At 39.9% G+C, this 20102-nt stretch carries 23 protein-coding genes and 2 pseudogenes; 5 read left to right on the forward strand and 20 right to left on the reverse strand.

Features of this window, described 5'->3' with window-relative positions:
- Positions 1-24: 24 nt before the first annotated feature.
- On the forward strand, positions 25-150 hold the full coding sequence (locus JFU24_RS10810; RefSeq protein ID WP_201182224.1) for a YjcZ family sporulation protein: 126 nt from the start codon (positions 25-27) through the stop codon (positions 148-150).
- A gap of 230 nt (positions 151-380) precedes the next feature.
- Here JFU24_RS10810 and JFU24_RS10815 read toward each other — a convergent pair whose 3' ends face one another.
- Entirely contained in the window at positions 381-1349 is a 969-nt protein-coding gene (locus tag JFU24_RS10815) for an NAD(P)H-dependent flavin oxidoreductase (RefSeq protein ID WP_201182226.1), read from the reverse strand.
- A gap of 79 nt (positions 1350-1428) precedes the next feature.
- On the opposite strand from JFU24_RS10815, the gene JFU24_RS10820 reads away from it, so the two are divergent.
- Positions 1429-1941 (forward strand): gamma carbonic anhydrase family protein, encoded by a 513-nt coding sequence (locus tag JFU24_RS10820; RefSeq protein ID WP_201182228.1) that lies wholly within the window; start codon positions 1429-1431, stop codon positions 1939-1941.
- Positions 1942-2047: 106 nt separating this feature from the next.
- Here JFU24_RS10820 and paaX read toward each other — a convergent pair whose 3' ends face one another.
- From paaX to paaK, 15 genes are all read right to left on the reverse strand, one after another.
- Positions 2048-2947, reverse strand: a complete 900-nt coding sequence (gene paaX / locus JFU24_RS10825) for a phenylacetic acid degradation operon negative regulatory protein PaaX (RefSeq protein ID WP_242485320.1) — start codon at positions 2945-2947, stop codon at positions 2048-2050.
- A 70-nt stretch (positions 2948-3017) separates the two neighbouring features.
- Complete coding sequence (locus JFU24_RS10830) at positions 3018-3794, reverse strand: enoyl-CoA hydratase-related protein (protein ID WP_201182230.1); 777 nt, start codon at positions 3792-3794, stop codon at positions 3018-3020.
- A 63-nt stretch (positions 3795-3857) separates the two neighbouring features.
- Positions 3858-5066, reverse strand: coding sequence for an acetyl-CoA C-acyltransferase (locus tag JFU24_RS10835; protein ID WP_201221874.1), 1209 nt, complete (start codon positions 5064-5066; stop codon positions 3858-3860).
- Positions 5063-5935, reverse strand: coding sequence for a 3-hydroxyacyl-CoA dehydrogenase (locus JFU24_RS10840; RefSeq protein WP_201182234.1), 873 nt, complete (start codon positions 5933-5935; stop codon positions 5063-5065). Before JFU24_RS10840 ends, JFU24_RS10835 begins: the two co-directional genes overlap by 4 nt.
- 115 nt (positions 5936-6050) lie before the next feature.
- A complete protein-coding gene (locus tag JFU24_RS10845) occupies positions 6051-7571 on the reverse strand; it encodes an aldehyde dehydrogenase family protein (protein WP_201182236.1) in 1521 nt (506 codons plus the stop codon).
- Positions 7572-7592: 21 nt separating this feature from the next.
- Complete coding sequence (locus JFU24_RS10850; protein ID WP_056531129.1) at positions 7593-8366, reverse strand: enoyl-CoA hydratase-related protein; 774 nt, start codon at positions 8364-8366, stop codon at positions 7593-7595.
- Between the two features lie 10 nt (positions 8367-8376).
- Complete coding sequence (locus JFU24_RS10855; RefSeq protein ID WP_098176530.1) at positions 8377-9153, reverse strand: enoyl-CoA hydratase/isomerase family protein; 777 nt, start codon at positions 9151-9153, stop codon at positions 8377-8379.
- Positions 9150-9455 carry an EthD family reductase gene (locus JFU24_RS10860; protein WP_053344772.1) on the reverse strand — a complete coding sequence of 102 codons (306 nt, stop codon included), beginning with the start codon at positions 9453-9455 and terminating at the stop codon, positions 9150-9152. The genes JFU24_RS10855 and JFU24_RS10860 overlap by 4 nt, the downstream gene beginning before the upstream one ends.
- Before the next feature lie 16 nt (positions 9456-9471).
- Positions 9472-9969 carry a 1,2-phenylacetyl-CoA epoxidase subunit PaaD gene (gene paaD, locus JFU24_RS10865; RefSeq protein WP_201182238.1) on the reverse strand — a complete coding sequence of 166 codons (498 nt, stop codon included), beginning with the start codon at positions 9967-9969 and terminating at the stop codon, positions 9472-9474.
- A 26-nt stretch (positions 9970-9995) separates the two neighbouring features.
- Complete coding sequence (paaC, locus tag JFU24_RS10870; RefSeq protein WP_201182240.1) at positions 9996-10799, reverse strand: 1,2-phenylacetyl-CoA epoxidase subunit PaaC; 804 nt, start codon at positions 10797-10799, stop codon at positions 9996-9998.
- Positions 10789-11148: a 1,2-phenylacetyl-CoA epoxidase subunit PaaB gene (gene paaB, locus JFU24_RS10875; RefSeq protein WP_201182242.1), complete on the reverse strand. Its 360-nt coding sequence runs from the start codon at positions 11146-11148 to the stop codon at positions 10789-10791. Before paaB ends, paaC begins: the two co-directional genes overlap by 11 nt.
- Positions 11149-11166: 18 nt before the next feature.
- On the reverse strand, positions 11167-12123 hold the full coding sequence (paaA, locus tag JFU24_RS10880; RefSeq protein ID WP_053344768.1) for a 1,2-phenylacetyl-CoA epoxidase subunit PaaA: 957 nt from the start codon (positions 12121-12123) through the stop codon (positions 11167-11169).
- 126 nt (positions 12124-12249) lie between these two features.
- Entirely contained in the window at positions 12250-12489 is a 240-nt protein-coding gene (locus JFU24_RS10885) for a ferredoxin (protein ID WP_053344767.1), read from the reverse strand.
- A gap of 19 nt (positions 12490-12508) precedes the next feature.
- Entirely contained in the window at positions 12509-13525 is a 1017-nt protein-coding gene (locus tag JFU24_RS10890; protein WP_201182244.1) for an NAD(P)/FAD-dependent oxidoreductase, read from the reverse strand.
- Positions 13526-13548: 23 nt separating this feature from the next.
- Positions 13549-14877 (reverse strand): phenylacetate--CoA ligase PaaK, encoded by a 1329-nt coding sequence (paaK, locus tag JFU24_RS10895; RefSeq protein WP_201182246.1) that lies wholly within the window; start codon positions 14875-14877, stop codon positions 13549-13551.
- 282 nt (positions 14878-15159) lie between these two features.
- On the opposite strand from paaK, the gene JFU24_RS10900 reads away from it, so the two are divergent.
- Genes JFU24_RS10900 through JFU24_RS10910 form a run of 3 tightly spaced genes read left to right on the forward strand, consistent with a single transcriptional unit; the run spans position 15160 to position 17527 of the window.
- Entirely contained in the window at positions 15160-15513 is a 354-nt protein-coding gene (locus tag JFU24_RS10900) for a DUF485 domain-containing protein (RefSeq protein ID WP_056531113.1), read from the forward strand.
- Positions 15510-17060 (forward strand): solute symporter family protein, encoded by a 1551-nt coding sequence (locus tag JFU24_RS10905; protein ID WP_201182248.1) that lies wholly within the window; start codon positions 15510-15512, stop codon positions 17058-17060. The genes JFU24_RS10900 and JFU24_RS10905 overlap by 4 nt, the downstream gene beginning before the upstream one ends.
- 17 nt (positions 17061-17077) lie before the next feature.
- Positions 17078-17527 (forward strand): PaaI family thioesterase, encoded by a 450-nt coding sequence (locus JFU24_RS10910; protein ID WP_201182250.1) that lies wholly within the window; start codon positions 17078-17080, stop codon positions 17525-17527.
- 316 nt (positions 17528-17843) lie between these two features.
- Here the strand turns inward: JFU24_RS10910 and JFU24_RS10915 are convergent, their stop codons facing one another.
- The 4 genes and pseudogenes from JFU24_RS10915 to JFU24_RS10930 all read right to left on the reverse strand — a co-directional run bounded on the left by JFU24_RS10915 (position 17844) and on the right by JFU24_RS10930 (position 20008).
- Positions 17844-17996 (reverse strand): hypothetical protein, encoded by a 153-nt coding sequence (locus tag JFU24_RS10915; RefSeq protein ID WP_201221876.1) that lies wholly within the window; start codon positions 17994-17996, stop codon positions 17844-17846.
- Between the two features lie 27 nt (positions 17997-18023).
- Positions 18024-19286, reverse strand: a complete 1263-nt coding sequence (locus JFU24_RS10920) for a pyridoxal-phosphate-dependent aminotransferase family protein (protein WP_201221878.1) — start codon at positions 19284-19286, stop codon at positions 18024-18026.
- 15 nt (positions 19287-19301) lie between these two features.
- Positions 19302-19469, reverse strand: a pseudogene (locus JFU24_RS10925) (M20/M25/M40 family metallo-hydrolase); the annotation flags it as partial.
- A gap of 177 nt (positions 19470-19646) precedes the next feature.
- Positions 19647-20008 (reverse strand): annotated as a pseudogene (locus JFU24_RS10930) (MerR family transcriptional regulator).
- Positions 20009-20102: the final 94 nt, after the last annotated feature.

Genomic DNA, 20102 nt, shown 5'->3' on the forward strand with positions numbered 1-20102 from the left:
ATATGTATGAGGAGGAACAATTAAATGGGTGGACACAGAAATGAATGTTGTGACGATGGTGGCGGTTTCGATAACGGATTTGCATTACTGATTGTGTTATTTATCCTGTTAATCATCATTGGCTGCAGTTGGGGATTCGGTGGATTCTGATAATAAATAATAATAAAAAGGCGCCTGCTTACGGCGCCTTTTTTGTTATTGATTTACTTTTTGTTTCCATGTCTTCATAATGAACCAGTTGACAATCAGTGCAATTCCGCCTTGATTTTCCCCTGTGATATCAATACGTCGTTTATAGGAATCTTCTCCCCTTTACTTCTAGTTACTCGAGACATCAACCACTAGCAATGATGGTATCCATCCGCTAGATTTCTATGGCTTTACATTTGAGTAAAGGTCATGGAAAGACTATTCAACTTGTCCTCCATTTGTTTTTTCGCATCATTCATCATCCCATCAAGTAATTCCTTAACCGTGGGAATATCATCAATCAATCCTGCCACCTGTCCGCTGTTCATAAAACCATTTTTAACATCTCCGTGTATTGCACCATTAATATGATGTTCCTCTGATGTCATTTCACGATAATCCACAGGTGACAGACCTTTTTTCTCCAAATCTAAAACTTTCACTGTGTATGGGTCCTTCAATACTCTTCTAACCTGACCAACGGATCGTCCCAATATGCACGTGTCATTATCAATTGCTTTGAGTAGTTTCTGTTTATATGATGGATGAAACGGTGCTTCCTTTGTAGCAATCAATCTGGTTCCTAACTGGACGCCTGAAGCTCCAAGCATTAATGCAGCAGCTAACCCCTGTCCATTGCCAATTCCTCCTGCAGCAAAAACCGGTACCGTAACATTCTTGCTAATTTGCGGGATAAGTGTAAATGTTGTTAATTCTAGATTAGAGTTAATTCCGGCAGCTTCAAACCCCTCCGCAACTAATACATCTGCCCCTGCGGCTTGCGCTTTTTGAGCATGTTTGACCGACGCAACAATAGCAATCACTTTTATATTCTTTTTATGTAAAAGTGGTATGAAAGGAGCAGGATTTCCTGCTGATAAAGATACTATAGGTATATCATGCTTAAAAACAAGATTGATTAACTCATCTGTATATGGACTAACATTTATCGGGATGTTCAACGCAAAAGTGTTATTAGTTTTTTCTTTTGTTTCAAGAATAATAGTTTCTACCTGTTCAGGATTCATTGTACCGCACCCTATTGTGCCTAGACCCCCAGCATTAGAAACAGCAGCCGCAAGACTTGCGTTGCTAATATTCCCCATACCACCTTGTATTATTGGATATTTTATAGAAAAAAACTCACAAATATGTTTCACTTTTAACCCTCCCTATCTATTTAATGTTATACTATATTTAATAGAAAAACAATTCTGACTTTTCACAAGGAGCGATAATATGATTATTCCATACAACAATAAAAAGCCTTCATTTGACGAAACTGTTTTTGTAGCGCCTAGTGCTCATTTAATTGGTGATATTACGATTGGGAAAGAATCTACTATTTGGTTTAACTCTGTACTGCGTGGCGATGAAGATTCAATTACCATAGGAGAAAAGTGCAGTATTCAAGATAACTCCACCATTCATTTATTTGAAGGTTGTCCTGTTGTTATTGAAGACGAAGTAACAGTCGGTCATAACGTTATTTTACATGGCTGTAAAGTGGGTAGACGTTCTATTATCGGTATGGGATCTACAATTTTGGATAATGTCGAAATTGGCGAAGAATGTATTATTGGGGCAAATACATTGATTGCCGCTGGTAAAAGTATACCTCCACGTTCGCTTGTTATCGGTTCTCCAGGGAAAGTGGTTCGCAAATTGAATGATAAAGATCTAGAATTAATTCAACTTTCCATTGATACATATGTACAAAAAGGAAAGGATTTTAAAGAAATTCTTGATTAATTGTATGCGCTGCCACATTCTCTGAGATTTCTCCATTTACTTTAAAGACTATATTACAAAAAAGAGCTGCAGTAAGTTGTCATTAGTGACTTTCTGCAGCTCTTTTTCACTTAATAATAAGAGGATGATCCTTTGCATCATAGGTTTCATCTTTCCTACATAAATCATTGTTTTCCTGAAATACGCTTTCAAAGAAACGGCTTGCTGGTTCAGCCAAGACTTGATAGTACTGACTAAATAATAATGCTGCATGATTACCGTTCCACTTTGAAGGCAAAAGTTCTTTAGGAAGACCCGGATCGATAAATAAAAACTTACGATACTCATGAACTAAATTTGTTCGTTCTACAAAGCAATCCGCATCTGACATTTCTCCTCTGCTAATGATGCTTTGATGAACGATGAATTGTTTACTGTATTTCTCAATGAAATCTTCATATTTACTTTCAATCTCAGCTAATGGCCAGCTTTTCTCGACAAGCGACTGATTTTCCTGTGGACCCTTATATTCTGAAATGAAAAAATCCACATATTCACCGATGTCATATTTCTCGATTAAAAGATTTATTTCTTTCTCCAAATTATTAGGTGAAATCCAGCAACCGTTAGAAAAACTGCCAAATCCGCTCCATAATAATTCCTTACGAAGATCATCGCGTAATTGCCGTTTATCTTCAGGTATCGTATACATTAAAATACGCCATTTACCGTCCCATTCATTTGGTTTCATCTTATAAATACGATTTGCCGCTTCTTCCATTCGCTTCACGCCGCGATCAGTCAAAAAGTAATAACTTTTATTTCCTTGCTTTTCGGACTGAATCCAACCTTGCTTTACCATTCGCGAAACGGCTACACGTACACCCTGCTCATTATGACCGAATTCTTTTAATAAACGTATTAAACTACCTATCCAGATTTTACTTCCATAATTACGGATATAGTCTCCGTATATCGTAAAAATCATGGATTGTGTATTTGTACCTATATTTCTCACCTCATCCATTAAGCATTATTACCGATTTCACACGGAACACATAATTATTATTATATCTTTTTAAAATGAAACCGCAATATCATTTACCTGTAAATTGTGTTTTTCTCCGTTCGCTAAATGCTTGGAGAGCTTCCAATCTGTCTTCAGTTGGAATCGTTAATTCATATGCTTTTCCCTCGATGGCCATCCCTGTTTGTAAGTCTGTATTCATCCCTTGAGTGATAGCATACTTTGCTTGTTTGACTGCGACCGGCCCGTTCTTCATAATATCTGCTGCAAATTCTTCACAAACAGATATCAGGAGGTTACGCGGCACCACTTTCAAAAGAATCCCTAATTCATAAGCCTCTTCTGCTGTCAATTTTTTAGCAGTGAAAATTAATTCCTTCGCTTTCATTTCACCAATTAATCTCGGCAAACGCTGTGTACCACCTGCTCCAGGGATAATTGCCCAACTTGTTTCAGTAAGTCCCAACGATACACCTTCGGATGCAATGGCAAAGTCACACGACAGCAACCATTCAAACCCTCCCCCCAATGCATATCCATTTACGGCAGCTATAGTTGGCTGAGGAAGACCTGCGATACTATTAAATACATCGCGAATTGCTTTAACGTTTCTTCGTACTTCTGCTTCATTTAAAGTCTTTCTTTCTTTTAGATCCGCTCCTGCACTGAATGCTTTTTCTCCTGCACCTGTGAAAATAACAACGCGGATATCCCCGTCTGCATATACCTTATTTATGACTTCCTGCAACTCAATAAGGGTCACATAGTCAAAACAATTCAATACGTCTGGACGATTCACTGTAATATAGCCGATATGATTTTCCACTTTATAAATAACATTAGACATACGTTCTCTCCCCCTTTATTTTAAAATTATCCCTTATGTAGACTAGCTAATAAGGGCTTTCTATTAATCATTCTCAATATTTTCTATAATAGCGGATATCCCCTGGCCTACACCGACACACATCGTAGCAAGCCCGAATCGGACCTTTCGCTTTTTCATCTCGTGTACCAGTGTTGTTAATATACGTGCGCCGCTCGCTCCAAGTGGATGACCAAACGCTATCGCTCCTCCGTTTACATTCACTTTTTCCTGATCCAATTTTAATTGGCGAATACATTCAACAGATTGAGAAGCGAAGGCTTCGTTTAATTCAACTAGCCCGATGTCTTCAATAGATAAATTTGCTCTATCCAACGCTTTTTTTGTTGCATAAATAGGACCAAGGCCCATAACCGACGGCTCTAAGCCCGCTACTGCACCTACAACATATTTCGCCAGAGGTTTTAACCCAAGTTCCCTAGCTTTTTCTGCACTCATTAATAGTAATGCTGAAGCTCCATCATTTACACCTGAAGCATTACCAGCCGTTACAGTACCATCTTTAAAAATTGGATTGAGTTTTTCTAGCTTTTCAATTGTCGTGTCTGGACGCGGATGTTCATCTTTATCGATGATGACCTCATTCCCTTTCCGATCCGTATATCGAACAGGTACAATTTCATTAACAAAACGCTCATTTTCCACTGCCTTTTTCGCTCTTTGCTGACTTTGAAACGCGAATTGATCTTGTTCCTTCCTTGAAACCTTAAAGCGTTGGGCTACATTTTCTGCTGTTTGCGGCATGGAATCTGCACCATACATTTCCTCAAGCTTTTTATTCGTAAAACGCCAGCCGATCGTTGTATCTTGAAGCTCCATCGACCCACGCGGGAAATCACTCTCAGGTTTGGCCATGACATACGGCGCCCTAGTCATGCTCTCAGTCCCACCTGCGACGTAAATATCCCCTTCCCCGACTGCTATCGAGCGTGCAGCATACATAACAGCATCAAGTCCGGAGCCACACAAACGATTAATGGTTGTTCCTGCTACGTTCACTGGAAGACCTGCTAAAAGTGCAGACATTCTCGCCACATCACGGTTGTCCTCTCCTGCCTGATTTGCATTTCCGAAAATGACATCTTCAATTTGTTCCGGCGGCAGACCAGGATTCCGCTCTGTTAGCGCCTTTATTACAATTGCACCAAGATCATCCGGACGTACGCTTTTTAAGGCCCCTTTATATCTACCAATAGGCGTTCTAACAGCATCTATAATCACAACTTCTCTCATTTTTCCACCGCCTCTTCATTTTTAGTATAGTCGTATACACCTTTACCAGACTTGCGACCGAGCCGGCCTGCTTTTACATACTGTTCAAGGAGCGGTGCCGGACGATATTTCTCACCAAGTTTACTATGTAAATATCTTAAATTATTTAAACGGGCATCCAGTCCCACTAAATCCCCAAGTTCAAATGGTCCCATTGGATAATTCAGTCCAAGTTTTATTGCCTTATCGATTTCTTCAGGTGTACCTAATCCTTCTTGAAGCATATAGAACGCTTCATTTCCAACCAGGCAGCTAATTCTGCTTGTTACAAAACCAGGGAATTCGTTAATGACTACTGTCTCTTTCCCCATTTTCTCAGCAACCTCTTTTATTACCGCTGCCGTTTCATCACTGGTTTCAAGTCCACGAACAATTTCTACTAATGGCATTTTTTGTACAGGATTGAAAAAATGCATCGCTATCGTTTTTTCAGGACGCTTTCCATAAGAACCAATTTCAGTCGGGCTCATAGTGGAAGTATTAGTAGCAAAATAGCAGTTTTCTTGTGCATGTTCTTCGATTGTTTCAAAAACGGATTTCTTAATTTCTGTCTGTTCTGGAACTGCCTCTATAATTAGATCAGCTTTTGCAGCCGCTTCTTCTAAATTGGAAGAATATAAAAATCTGTTTTTTGCTGCAGCCGCTTCTTCTTGGGTAATTTTCTTGTAGCGCACACCTTTTTCGAAAATCGTTTCAATCTCTTTCTTTGCACTTTCCAATGCATTTGGATTCACATCTACCAATATTACGTCAAAGCCTCCCGTTGCCCCTACATAGGCTATACCTCTGCCCATAACTCCAGAACCTACAACCACTATATTTCTAATCATTCGATCATTCTCCTTTAAAATAGATAAAGCTGGCTGCAATGAATCAGATCAGCATTCAACTATACCTGAATTACTTTTCTGACAGATTATTCAGCCAGCTTCCTATTCAATGTTTTTATTTAATACCAAAAGGATTTAATGGACGGCTTCCATGATAGGAAATGATACTTTTTGTTTCTGTATAAAGATCCAATGTCTCAATACAAAGTTCTCGGCCGAATCCTGATTGTTTATAGCCGCCGAAAGGTGTTCCTGGAAAAGCTGAGAATGGACAGTTGACCATGACAATCCCTGCTTCGATTTGATTTGCCACACGAGTTGCGCGGCCGCCATCCTTTGTCCAAAGGGCAGAGCCCAAACCAAATTCCGTATCATTCGCTAGTCTAATGGCTTCTTTTTCATCTTTGAACTTCATGATAACGACAACTGGACCAAATATTTCTTCTTTAACGACATCCATGTCATGATTAACATTCGCAATGACTGTCGGCTCATACCAATAACCACTTTCAAAGCCTTCAATAACAGCTTGTTTTCCACCCGCTAGGATTTCTGCTCCATCAGCAATAGCAGATTGAACATATTTTTCGATAACATCCAATTGTCCCTGATCAATGACTGCACCTACATGCGTTTCTTTATCTAATGGATTGCCTAATTTCAGTTTTTTCGTTTTTTCTACGAATCTAGTGACAAACTCATCGTAAATATCTTCATGTACGTATAAACGTGATCTCGCCTCACAAGATTGACCTGTATTGTAGAAAATACCATATAGGGATCCATCAATAGCTGCTTCAATGTCCGCGTCTTCAAAGACAATATTAGGAGATTTTCCGCCAAGCTCCAATGTTACCCTTTTTAATGTCTGCGAGGCTTTGCCCATAAGGTCTCTTCCGATTGGCGTAGATCCTGTGAAAGCTACTTTATTCACTTTCGGATGTTCAACAAGATAATTCCCTACATCAGATCCAGGACCAGGAATGATATTGACTACCCCAGAAGGAACGCCTGCTTCCATACAAATTTCACCTAATACAATGGCAGTAAGTGGAGTTAAAGATGCTGGCTTAACAATGACAGAACAGCCCACTGCAATGGCCGGTGCAATTTTCCAAGCTGCCATCATCATTGGATAGTTCCAAGGAATGATTTGCGCACATACTCCCACAGGTTCTTTTTCCGTATAGTTATGGAATTGTCCTGGAACATTATTGACTGATCCACGATGTCCAACTAACGCTCCCGCATAAAACTCGAAGTCTTCTATCGCCTGCATAACTTGACCTTGCGCTGCAGAAATGGATTTTCCACTGTTCAAAACCTCTAATTCTACTAATTCATTGAAGCGTGAACGCATAATAGCCGCAATTTTGTTTAATACACGAGACCGCTTATTGATCGGTGTTTTTTTCCATTTGCCATTATCAAATGCTTCACGTGCAGCTTGTACTGCCTTTTCTGCATCTTCCTTAGTAGCCTTTGCAACCTTGGCAATGATTTCACCAGTCGCAGGATTAATGGCATCAATAGTAGCTCCGTTAGAACTTTCCACTCTTTCGCCGTTAATAATTAGGTGGTAATAATCACGCTTCGTTTCTGCTTTTTCAAATACTGTTTCTTGAACTTTAACCATGTAATCCCACTCCCCTTTTTATTATTTCCCAATAAATTGAGCTTTTCTTTTCTCTGCAAAGGCTGTTACACCTTCAGAATAATCTATCGTTAAGCCAGCAATTCGCTGACCTTCTGCTTCTTCTTTTAAATACTCTTCTAATGAAAGGTGATAAGATGCCTCTAAGTATCTTTTGATTAATCCAATTGCTTTCGTAGGTTTGCTTGCGATGTTTTCTGCAAAGGCTTTCACTTGCTCGTTCCATTCTTCCACACTGATTACTTTTGTAGCTAGACCCATGTTTTTCGCCTCAGCTGCAGGTACCTTTTCTCCAAATACGGATAATTCCAATGCTTTTGCATGACCAACAATTCGCGAAAGGTAATATAGATTTCCTGAATCAGGAATCAAACCAATGTTGACAAAAGCATTTAAAAAACTGGCTTTCTCGGAAACAAGACGGAAATCACATGCCAGTGCCAGACTGAAGCCAGCCCCTGCAGCCACTCCATTTACGGCTGCAATAATTGGTTTTTCACAGCTTGCTAGTTGCTGCATCATCGGGCTGTAATCTTCCCGGAGCATTTGCCCTAAATTTACACCTTCATCCACTTCAGATAAATCTTGTCCTGAACAAAAGGCTCTGCCTTCACCAGTAATGATAATGGCACGTACTTCATCAGAGCTCGCCGATGTTTTGATCGCTTTTTGTATCTCCCTATTCATTTGGGACGTAAAGGCATTTAGTTTATCAGGACGGTTTAAAGTAAGCCATGCCACTCCGTTTTCAACCCTATATGTGATTGTTTCGTACATAGAGCACTCCTTATTCGCCTGTAAAATTAGGCTTTCTTTTTTCAACAAATGCTTTCATTCCTTCTTTTTGGTCCTCTGATGCAAAAAGAATATAGAAGTTCTTCCGTTCATATTGCATTCCCTCATATAAGGAATAATCAACGGCTTTATTTACGGATTCTTTAATCATCCTAACTGCTAGCGGGGGTTGTTTGGCTATCTTTCTAGCAAAATCAACCGTTTCCTCCATCAACAATTCTGGTGCAACAATTTTATTAATAAAGCCGTATTGTAATGCTGTTTTTGCATTGATCCTTTCGGCAGTCAATATCCATTCAAGTGCCTTCGTTTTGCCTACCAATTTCGTTAGTCTTTGTGTTCCGCCTGCACCAGGCATGACTCCAAGAGTAACTTCAGGAAAGGAAAACTGTGTGTCACTAGCGGCGATCAAAAAGTCACAGGATAAAGCAAGTTCAAAACCGCCGCCGAATACAAAACTTTTTACCGCACCAATCACGGGCTTTTTAACTAGACCCATTCGGTCCCAATCAGCAAATTGATTAGTTAACTCCATACTGATTGGATTGTCATTCACCATCTCATCAATGTCTGCTCCAGCAGAGAATGCTTTTCCATTGCCCGTCAGCAAAATCACCTTCACTTGGGAATCGCGGTCAAATGCTTCCATAGAAGAAACAATTTCGCTGACCATTTGTCGATTCAATGCATTCAATTGCTTCGGGCGATTTAAAAAGATATAGCCAATTCCGTCCTCAATTGACGTTTCAATAAATTGAAGCGCATTCATTTTACTTCTTCACCAATCATCATCGTTACAAGTTTCCCTGCAAAGCCCATTAAGTCTTTTCCTGATGCTTTTCCTTCAGGAGAACGCATTCCTTGTTGAAGTGCTTCATGGTCTTCATAATACATTTCACATAGAATGTGATATTCAGAGTCTTTGCCCATTGGAGTTCCGACTATTTTAGTGACTTCCATTTTTTGAAGACCAGGGATTTTTTCCGTGATTGGACCGTGTACATTGAAATAGTGCTCATCAAACGCTTCCTTATTTTCAGGCTGTTTGTATAGGGCTATTAACTTTACCATTTGAATACCTCCATATTTAGATAGTTTTTATCATAGGTTTCATCGCTTCGAACGGATTTTTACATGCTTTGCAATATAAAATGCTACGGCAAGCTGTTGGGCCGAATATGTTTTCCATCGTGACATAGGTAGATTCACAATACGGGCAATCTACATGCCATGATCCATCTTTTTTCATTTGTCGAGGAGGAGGGGAGATCCCAAAAACCTTTAATCCCGCTTTCCCCTTTTCCGTAATCCGGTCAGATGTCCAGGAAGGGGAACGTAGAAATTCCACACTTACATTTCCAACGGCAGTCAGCTGTTTAATGGCTGTCTCCACATTTTTCTGAATGATGGACAGTGCGGGACATCCTAGAAAAGTTGGAAGCATTTTCACTGAAACGTCCGGTCCCGAAACCGTCACATTCTCAACCATCCCTAAATCCAGAATACTGACTGTATCGATTTCGGGATCTTTAACGTCTTCCAGGAGTTTATATATTTCTTCTGTGTTTAACAATACGGTCGACATAGTACCCCTCCCCTTTTTCTAATATTTCACCAAGATGCTGTTTTATCGCTTGCGTATACTTCGCTTAACGTTTCTAGCGCTTTTTCTAAATCTTCTGTATGCTGACCAGTGCGTCCATCGCCTTTGACCATTCCGACTTCAATAGAGCACACCACCCCTACACTTTCAAAAACAGGTGTGACTTCCTGAATCCACTTATTCAATAAAACCGCTTCATCTTCTATCAAACCCTGCTTCACCATTTCAACTCGATAATGACCAAGTGAAAATACTCCTTGAAAATCCTGTAACGTTTTCTCAATAGCTGCTTTCATTCGTGAAACTGCTTCTTCGTGACCTGAACCCAGCAATTGGATGAACCATGTTTTCCAGTGCATCAAATGATAATAAAGTTCCATCTGTACCTTTTGGGCTACTTCAGCCAGCGGCTCATATGAACTTGAATGAAGGGATTGAATCTTAATCGCTTTAGCTTGGGTATATAAATAATTTCGTACTACCGCAAAAGCCCAATCATAATCCGGGTCTTCCATATAGTTTCCAGGACCATTGACCACTTCCAAAATTATCGCATTACGACGTTCTTTCGCGGGACGATCGTGGGCTAGCTGATCTGCATCCCCTTCACCAAGTTCTTCCAATAATTTGTAGAATATAGCTGCATGACCCATCGTATCTTGGGCTATCGAGGAAGATGCTACATCTTCCTCGATATGTGGAGCGAGTCCTAGCCACTCTGATCCACGATATGAATGGATAAAGTCATCGTCCGCCAATTGAAGCAACAATTCCTTAATTGCGGTGTTTTCCAATGATGAATTATTCTCCATTTTTCACGCCTCCTGCCCAAGACATTATCTCTTTTTCATCGAGCATTTCCTGCTCGTACTTCCGCCATTTTTTCTTTAGGTACCCATAACCTTTTGTTGTCCTGTAATCTTTATTATCTATACGTTGAAGTGTTTTCTTTTCTTCAACCGTCATTTTCCGTATATTCTGTCTTTTTACAACCCAGATATCATCAACCGCTTCACGTCTCATGAAATTTTCTTGTGCCATCATGATCGCGATATCCTCATTAGGGGCCAGCAGGCTAAAATGATATTGGACTGGTGAAGTCTGAGTTTTACGGCTAAATACTTCAAATTCTTCAAAGTACGTTTTTTGTCTAGTTTCCATATCGTTCTTCCCCCTCCCTTAGATGACCTTTGGGGCTAACGCTTCGCGCACCCATTTATTATTTTCATAAGAAATCCTTCTAAGATTTAAGCGCTGCTGTGAACGGGGACCTTCATTCCTTGCTATTATCTTCAATTTCCCCCAATCGGGTTGTTGATAAATCCACGTTTCAGTATCTTTATCAAATCGAAGTGTTTCATCAGGAATGGTATAGCCAAGTGAAAGGATCCGCTTCACATATTTAGAAAAAAAGGCTTGGCGAAGCTCTTCATTCGTGCTTGTTCTGATTCTGTACTTAATCGTTACATCTTGTTTGGAAGAGCCAACTTCATTCTTACTAGGAGGTCCAAAGAAAAGTAACAGCGATTCCCACCAATAATCGATGGAGTCTTGAACCATTTTTCTTTGTTCTTCCGTGCCTTCTGCTAAAGCCATGATTATTGCTTCACCATGCTGGGCATGAAAAACTTCTTCCGCGCAAATCCTGTGCAAAGCACGAGCATAAGGACCGTATGAAGCACCAAGCATGTTCGTTTGGGAAATAATAGCTGCTCCATCCACCAACCAGCCGATCAACCCTGCATCTCCCCAAGATTTAGATTCCATATGGAAGACATTATGAAACTTTAAATCTCCTGTAAACAAATCTTGCATCAAGTCATCCCTTTTTTTGTTGTACGGCTTTAACAAATCCTCGGCTACGCGAAGCAATAATTGTCCATGTCCCATTTCATCCTGCACTTTTGCCATGATTCCAAGTTTTCTATTCAAGGTAGGGGCTTTAGGTACCCATTCTTTTTCTGGAAGTGCCCCCATGATTTCACTGATTCCATGCATTGAAATTAATTTAATGAGTGTGCCCCTGTAATCTTCCGGCATCCAATCATCCGCTTCTATCTTTTCTCCTGCTTTGATTCTGGCAATAAATTGATCTAACTTTTCATGTTCTGCCATATCATTTAAAAGAACGTTCATCTAAACACCTCTTATCCAATATATAACGTTAATATAACGTTATTATATTTTATTGTTATATTAAAAGCAAGACTAATGCGTCATTTTTTCTAAATAATAGGAAATTGGTGGGATTGAACCATTCTTTTATTCAACCAAAACCTTACATGGCGACGACTCCACTTTGATAGAATCTGTTGGGCAGCCTTCCATTGCATCATCCAGATCATCATATAAATCTTCCGCAACTTCTGCAGTTCCTTCATTTTCATCCAGAAGAACAAATGCAATTCCTTCATCATTGTAATCAAAAATTTCTGGTGCTGCTGCACCACATGCACCGCATGCAATGCATGTATCTTGATCCACAATTGTATATTTAGCCATGATGCCTTCCCCCTTATTCTTATTTCGTAATTGGTTCTTTCTTCTCTTCCATTAAACTTGTACTATGAAGTGGCTGAACTTTTGAAGATGGATCAATGTATACTTTCGCATTGCTGATTGCAGTAGGAGCTTCACCAAAACCACTAGCTATTAGCTTTACTTTTCCATCGTATGTACAAATATCACCCGCGGCATAAATGCCCGGGATATTCGTTTCCATTCTTGAATTAACGACAATCGAATTTTTTTCAATTTCAAGCCCCCAGTCTTTTATCGGTCCAAGGGATGAGATAAATCCATAGTTAACCACGACTGCATCTACCTTTTGTATAGATTCTTGACCATTATTCACATTCTCAAGTACCACATATTCAATCTCTTCAGAACCACGCAATTCAACAGGGACATAAGGAGTCATAACATTAACGGTAGAGTTCGTTAAATTTTCAACGCTATGCTCATGTGCACGGAATTTTTCACGTCGGTGCGCAATGGTTACGTTATTAGCGATAGGCTCCAGCATTAAGGCCCAATCAACTGCTGAATCACCACCACCAAACACAACAACATCCTTTTCCGTAAACGAATTTAGGTTATCCACAAAATAGTGAAGGTTTTTCCCCTCAAATTTTTCTTCTGTACTAATTTTTAGTTTCCTCGGTTGAAATGCACCATTACCCGCTGTAATAATGATTGTTCTTGAAAAATGAACTTCTTTATTTGTTGTTAACTTAAAAATACCATCTTCCTGCTTTTCAATTGTTTCAACCGCTTGCTCTAAGCAGACCTCTTGTTTAAACGCTTTCATTTGTTCTTTTAAATTATTAACTAATTCCTGTGCCCGCACTTTTGGAAATCCTGCAACATCATAAATATACTTTTCTGGATATAATGCAGATAACTGACCTCCTAGCTGTGGCAAACTTTCTATGATCTTGACAGACATTTGTCTCATGCCACCATAAAATGCTGTAAAAAGCCCAACTGGTCCGCCGCCAATAATCGTGACATCGACTACATTACTTTGCTGGTTCATCTGATTTCTTCCTTTCCATCAAGTTATGCATTAATCACAGCATCTTTCCGCTTGTCAACAACACGAATGGCTTTTCCCTCTGAACGCGGAATGCTTTTTGGGATGTTAACAACAATATCCATTGTTACAAGACATGTGGATTTCATATGGTGCTGAATCGCCTTCTTTAATTTTTGTACATTTTCATGTGTTAAGTCTCCATCTATACCTTTATAGAAACCGCTTTCAATTTCAATATGCAGTTCAACACTATCCATGTTACCTTTCTTAATAAGATGAATCTGATAATGAGGAACAATCCCCTCCATTTGGAACAGCACACGCTCAATTTCAGATGGGAATACATTCACGCCTCTTACTATGATCATATCGTCCGTCCTGCCTTTAACACGGGACATTCTTGTTGTCGTACGTCCGCATCTACACTGCTCATGAGTAATGGAAGCAATATCACCTGTACGATATCGAATAATTGGTAGCGCTTCCTTTGTTAAACTAGTAAAAACAAGTTCTCCATCTTCTCCGTCCTCTACGGGTTCAAGCGTATCCGGGTTGATTACTTCAACAAGGAAATGATCTTCTGCGATATGAAGTCCATCCTGTGCTTCATGACATTCAATAGCAACACCCGGTCCCATGATCTCACTTAGACCGTAAATATCGACCGCTTTCAAGTTCAGTTTCTTTTCAAGAGTAGCTCTCATTTCCTCTGACCATGGCTCAGCTCCGAAAATTCCATACTCAAGCCCATTATCAGCTGGGTCGATCCCCATCTCTTCCATCTTTTCAGCAATATTCAAAATATAAGAGGGAGTACCACAAATGCCTCGCGGTTTAAAATCATTAATAATGGTAATTTGACGATCTGTGTTTCCACCTGAAATAGGAACCGTTGCAACGCCTAACTGCTCTGCACCATAGTGAAGACCCAGTCCGCCTGTAAACAGACCATATCCGTATGCATTATGAAAAATATCCGATTTCCGCCCTCCCGCAGCGACAATTCCTCGCGCGACGATAGTTGCCCAGTTCTCCAAATCATTTTTCGTATATCCGACAATTGTCGGCTTCCCGCTTGTTCCGGATGATCCATGTATACGTGTTACATCTTCCATAGGAACCGCGAATAAACCGAAAGGATATTGATCGCGCAGAACCTGTTTTTTTGTAAATGGAAGCTTTGTAATATCGCTTAACTGTTGAATATCTTCTGGGTTAAGACCCAGTTCTTCAAATTTCTCTCTGTAATAAGGTACATTTTCATATACATGGCTTATCGTTTTTTTAAGGCGTGTCACTTGTAATCTTTCCATTTCAGCACGCGTAGCTGTTTCAACTTCTGGATTGTACATTGTTTCAGTCCCCCTTATTTGCTCGTTCTTCATCCGACCCCTTTTTCATAACGATATAAAAACGGAATATTAATTATTGTTATGTTTCATTTTTAAGATTAATACGCCATTTATACGTTGTCAATAATGTTTTCTTTGAAATTAACAAAATTAGCAAAATTAACAAAAAATTTAATTTTAAATTTACATAACTTTCTGACTATGATACTTTTACATTGATATATATCAAATTTAGATAAACTCGTTTAAAAATCGTATTATAATTTCAAGGGGGATATTATTATGGAATCGCCAGTAAAAACAGATCATTTAATCAAAGGCAATGACAGAGAGATTCAGTATCGTAAATTAATTGAAACAGAAGATTTCAAAGATTTACTTCAAAAGAAAAAAGCATTCATTGTACCAGTCACTCTATTCTTTCTTACATTTTATTTTGTCCTGCCTGTTTTAGCTGCCTATACAGATGTATTAAAGGGCGAAGCTTTTCTCAATATTACATGGGCATGGGTGTACGCACTTCTCCAATTTGCTGTCGTATGGATCGGAGGAATTGTCTATATTAAGAAATCAGCGAAGTACGACAAGATGGCAAAGAATATTTTAACTAAATATCGGGAGGAGCTTGGCGAATGAGCACTTTATCTCTTACGCTTTTTTTAGGCATCATTTTGTTAACGCTTACAATAACATATTATTCTTCTAAAAAGACGAAAAACGCAAGTGATTTTTATACAGCAGGTGGCGGATTGACTGCCTGGCAAAATGGATTAGCCGTGGCCGGTGACTTTATGTCAGCTGCTTCTTTCCTAGGAATTACAGGAGCTATCGCACTAATCGGTTTCGATGGCTTTTATATGAGCATCGGGAACCTTGTTGCATTTCTCGTCTTATTGTATCTTGTTTCAGAACCACTGCGTAACTTGGGAAAATATACGCTGGCAGACATGATTTCAGCGCGTTTCAAATCAAAAAAAGTACGTGGGATAGCTGCCGCGAACACACTTGTCATTTCAATCTTTTACATGATTGCACAACTAGTTGGTGCTGGTGGATTAATTAAACTGTTGCTCGGCATCGATTACGGGCTATCCGTTCTTCTCGTCGGTGTATTGATGACAATTTACGTAATTTTCGGCGGGATGAGAGCGACAAGCTGGGTGCAAATCACCAAAGCGGTTCTTTTACTGTGCGGTTCCGCTGTGTTGACCTTTATTGTTTTTTCCCGCTTTAATTTTAACATCTCTGAAATGTTCCACCATGTTCAAACAGCAACACCTCTTGGAAACAATTTTTTAAATCCAGGCAATAAATACACTGATGGACTTGACATGATTTCATTTAATATGTCACTTGTCCTGGGCGCAGCTGGCCTTCCCCATCTGCTCGTCCGCTTCTTTACAGTAAAGGACGCGGCTACTGCAAGAAAATCGGTAGTATATTCCACATGGTTTATAGGCTTATTTTTTATCATGACTATTTTCCTAGGATTCGGAGCTGCTTCTTTCGTAGGATTTGACCGCATCGTTGAAGCAAACTCTGCTGGAAACATGGCAGCGCCACTCCTCGCATTAACCGTGGGCGGTGAATTTTTGTTCGCTTTCGTTTCAGCCGTCGCATTTGCCACTATTTTAGCGGTTGTATCCGGTCTTGTTTTAACGTCTGCGTCCGCTTTCGCACATGACATTTATGGTGAAATTATTAAAGACGGAAAAATAACTGAAAAGCAGCAAATTCTTGTAGCCCGTGTTGCATCAGTTAGTGTAGCTGTTATATCAATCGTGCTTGCCTTGTTTGCACAATCGTTGAACGTCGCTTTCCTTTCTGTACTTGCATTAGGAATCGCTGCAAGTGCCAACTTGCCGATTATCCTTTGTACAATTTATTGGAAACGATTTAATGCAACTGGAGCGATCACCGGCATGTTATTCGGGTTACTCAGTTCTCTTATATTAGTTATGCTCAGCCCGAATGTATGGAATCCGGAACCTGGAATTGGTATTTTCACAGGGAATCCTCTCTTCACAATGAGCAACCCGACCATTTTCACCGTGCCACTTGGTTTTATTGGTGCATATTTAGGGACAGTGTTGTCTAAAGCAAAAGAAGAGGAAAATAAATTTCCGGAAGTACTTTTCAAATCTAACACCGGATTTGGGATAAGCTCAGCGAAAGACCATTAGAAGAAAGGAGGATTTCCATGACCATTCAATTAGATGATCAGGATATTCATGAATTACATTATGATCAAATTAAGCAAGTGCTTAAAGACGAACCATTTGCATCTTTTCTCGGTATGAAACTGACAAAACTTGGGCCTGGCACAGCGGAAGCTGAATTAATCCCTGACGACCGCATGCTCAATTCACACGGAACGGTTCACGGGGCAATTATCTTTTCACTTGCGGATTACGTATTCGCAGCTGCGAGCAATTCATACGGCAAAATAGCAGTGGGCGTCACAACCAATGTTAACTTTATATCCGCTGGCAAACGTGGTGAGACTTTAACTGCAAATGCAAAAGAAATAAAGAAAAATCACAAACTCGCATGGTACAAAATCGAAGTCCTAAATGAAAAGGAACTAATCGCAACCATGGAAGCGATGGTATATCGGAAGAATCATTATTTTGTTCAACAAGATGAATAAAGCATTATTAAAACCGGACATGTCAGTCGACCTGTCCGGTTGGCTTTTTCTCCCTGATAGATAGGCCTTTAACAAGACATATATAGGAGGGTAATAGATAACTGGATTCAAAAAATAATACTTAAAATGACTATCGCTACAGTTGTACGGATTCCAAAAGTTTTCTGACTAGTTATTAACTACAATTCTGGAGTCCATCACTTTTAACCATTTCCCCCGCAGCCATCATTTGCGACCCTGTATCAAAACCTTCCCAATGAGCGCGACCAGGTTCACTAAAATGGACATGCACATCAATCATACCCGGAAAAATGTACTAACCTTTCGCCTCATACTCTACATTAGCTTTACTATCTAACTGATTCCCAACCTTAACAATCACCCCATTATGTACCGCAATATCAGCTTTCTTAACTTCATCAGGTAAAACTACGTAACCATTGCGGATAATAAGGTCGTATGTTGACATTAACATCACTCCTTCATAATAAAAAAATCAAATAGAACTCCTACCTACACCCACTTTCTCTGTCTTCCCTACATATACATCAAGTGCAGCCTGTAAAGCTTCTCCTCGATTCACTTCGAAACCCTGGCGTAAAAGAACGGCTTCTAAGGAAGCTAGCACAAAGAGAATGTTTTCTTTCCGACAGCTAAATCCCATGGTGCCGATTCTCCAGATCTTTCCGTGAAGCGGACCAAACGAGGAGGCGATCTCGATACTGAATTCATTCAAAAGCATACCTCGTACCGCTTCCCCGTCGATACCTTCTGGAATTCTGATACAAGTTACACATGGAAGTTTGTTTTTCTTATCCCCAAATAACGTTAATCCCATTGCCTTGACCCCTGCAACGAGGGCGGATTCATGGAGTTTATGACGAGCGAAGCGTTTTTCCAATCCTTCTTCAAGTACAAGGCGCAACCCTTCACGTAACGCATAAATCATTGAAGTTGCCTCTGTATGGTGATTCAAGCGGCGCGGGCCCCAATAATCCTGCAGCATACTTAAATCGAAATAATTGCTGGTGATGGGACGGTGGCTCAAGACCTTTTGGCGGTCCTCTTCTGTCGCAATCCCACATTCCACTTTTTTACGAGACTGAATGATTTTTTCAATTCTTTCATTATATGTAATCGGCGCCATCCCTGAAGGAACAGACAAGCATTTTTGCGTCCCGCCTATTAATCCATCAATACACCATTCATCTACCTTTACGTCTGTTCCGCCGATGGAAGCAACCGCATCGACCACAAGCAAGACATCCAATTCACGGCAGGCCACCCCGATTTCCTTCAACGGCTGCATACACCCCGTAGAAGTTTCTCCATGAACAATCGTGGTTATTTTTGGGGACACTTTCTTGATTTCCTTAATAACCACTTGCGGATCAAACACTTCTCCCCATGAACATTCAATCGTATGGACTTCCGCTCCATATCGTTCACAAATTTCAACAAACAAATGACCAAATCTTCCGAAAATAGGAACCAGAACTTTATCTCCTGGTTCAATGATGCTGCAAAGGATCGCTTCATTGCCGGATCTTGATGTACCATCAATTGGAAAAGCCCACTTATTTTTCGTTTGAAAAACCAACCGAAGCATTTCCATCACTTCATTCATGATTGTAGTAAATGCGGGGTCAAATTGCCCTAATATAGGTGTGCTCATCGCTCTTAGCACACGCGGATCCACCTCGACTGGACCTGGAGTCATGATTGTCCTCATCGGTGTATGTAATTCTGAAAATGCCATTTTCCTCAGCTCCCTTTAATAGGCTAATCTATATAGTATTTCGCTTAAAACATCGATTCCCCTTTCCAAATCTGGAACACTAGTAAACTCCTTAGGTGAGTGGCTGATTCCCCCCTGACTCGGAACAAACAGCAAGCAAGTTGGGCACATTGTTCCAAATACCTGTGCATCATGCCCCGCTCCTAACCGCAGAAAATACAAAAATGGGAAACTACGAAATCGTCTTTCATATTGGCGATTACTTCCGAAACAAAACTATCCAGCTCCCGGAACCACCGTTTTTGGTATAGATTTTTAGACAAATTTGCTTAGCATATGTTTTCCGCGTTTTGCTGGTATAACACCCTATAGAGACTGCATCTAATCTCGTTTACTGATGAAATCCTTGTAAGCCACAATTTTATATTCAAGCATCTCATCTACAGCTTTTAACGTTCTGATTTGTTTCTTAATAGAGTCTTTATGTTCTTCTAAAAGGCTTAATCGCTCTAGTGTGGTATGTTCTCCTTCTAAAACTAATGAAGCATACTTCTTTATTTTCGCGATAGGCATTTGTGTTTCTCTTAACTTGATAACAAATTGCAGCCATTTAATATGTGTATCGTTATATCGCCTGTCTCCGCTGGCATCACGAACAGGAATTATAATTTTTTCTTTTTCGTAATACCCAATGTATGTGTACTTATCCCTAAAATTTTAGCCACTTCACCAATGCTGTGCATAAGAAACCTCCACATTAATTTTTTCTTGACTTAGAGTTTACTCTAATCATTATAATCAACTCATAGTTCGCTCACAATAAAATCAATTGGATAA

The organism is Peribacillus sp. TH27 (assembly GCF_016650915.1).
Taxonomy (GTDB): domain Bacteria; phylum Bacillota; class Bacilli; order Bacillales; family DSM-1321; genus Peribacillus; species Peribacillus butanolivorans.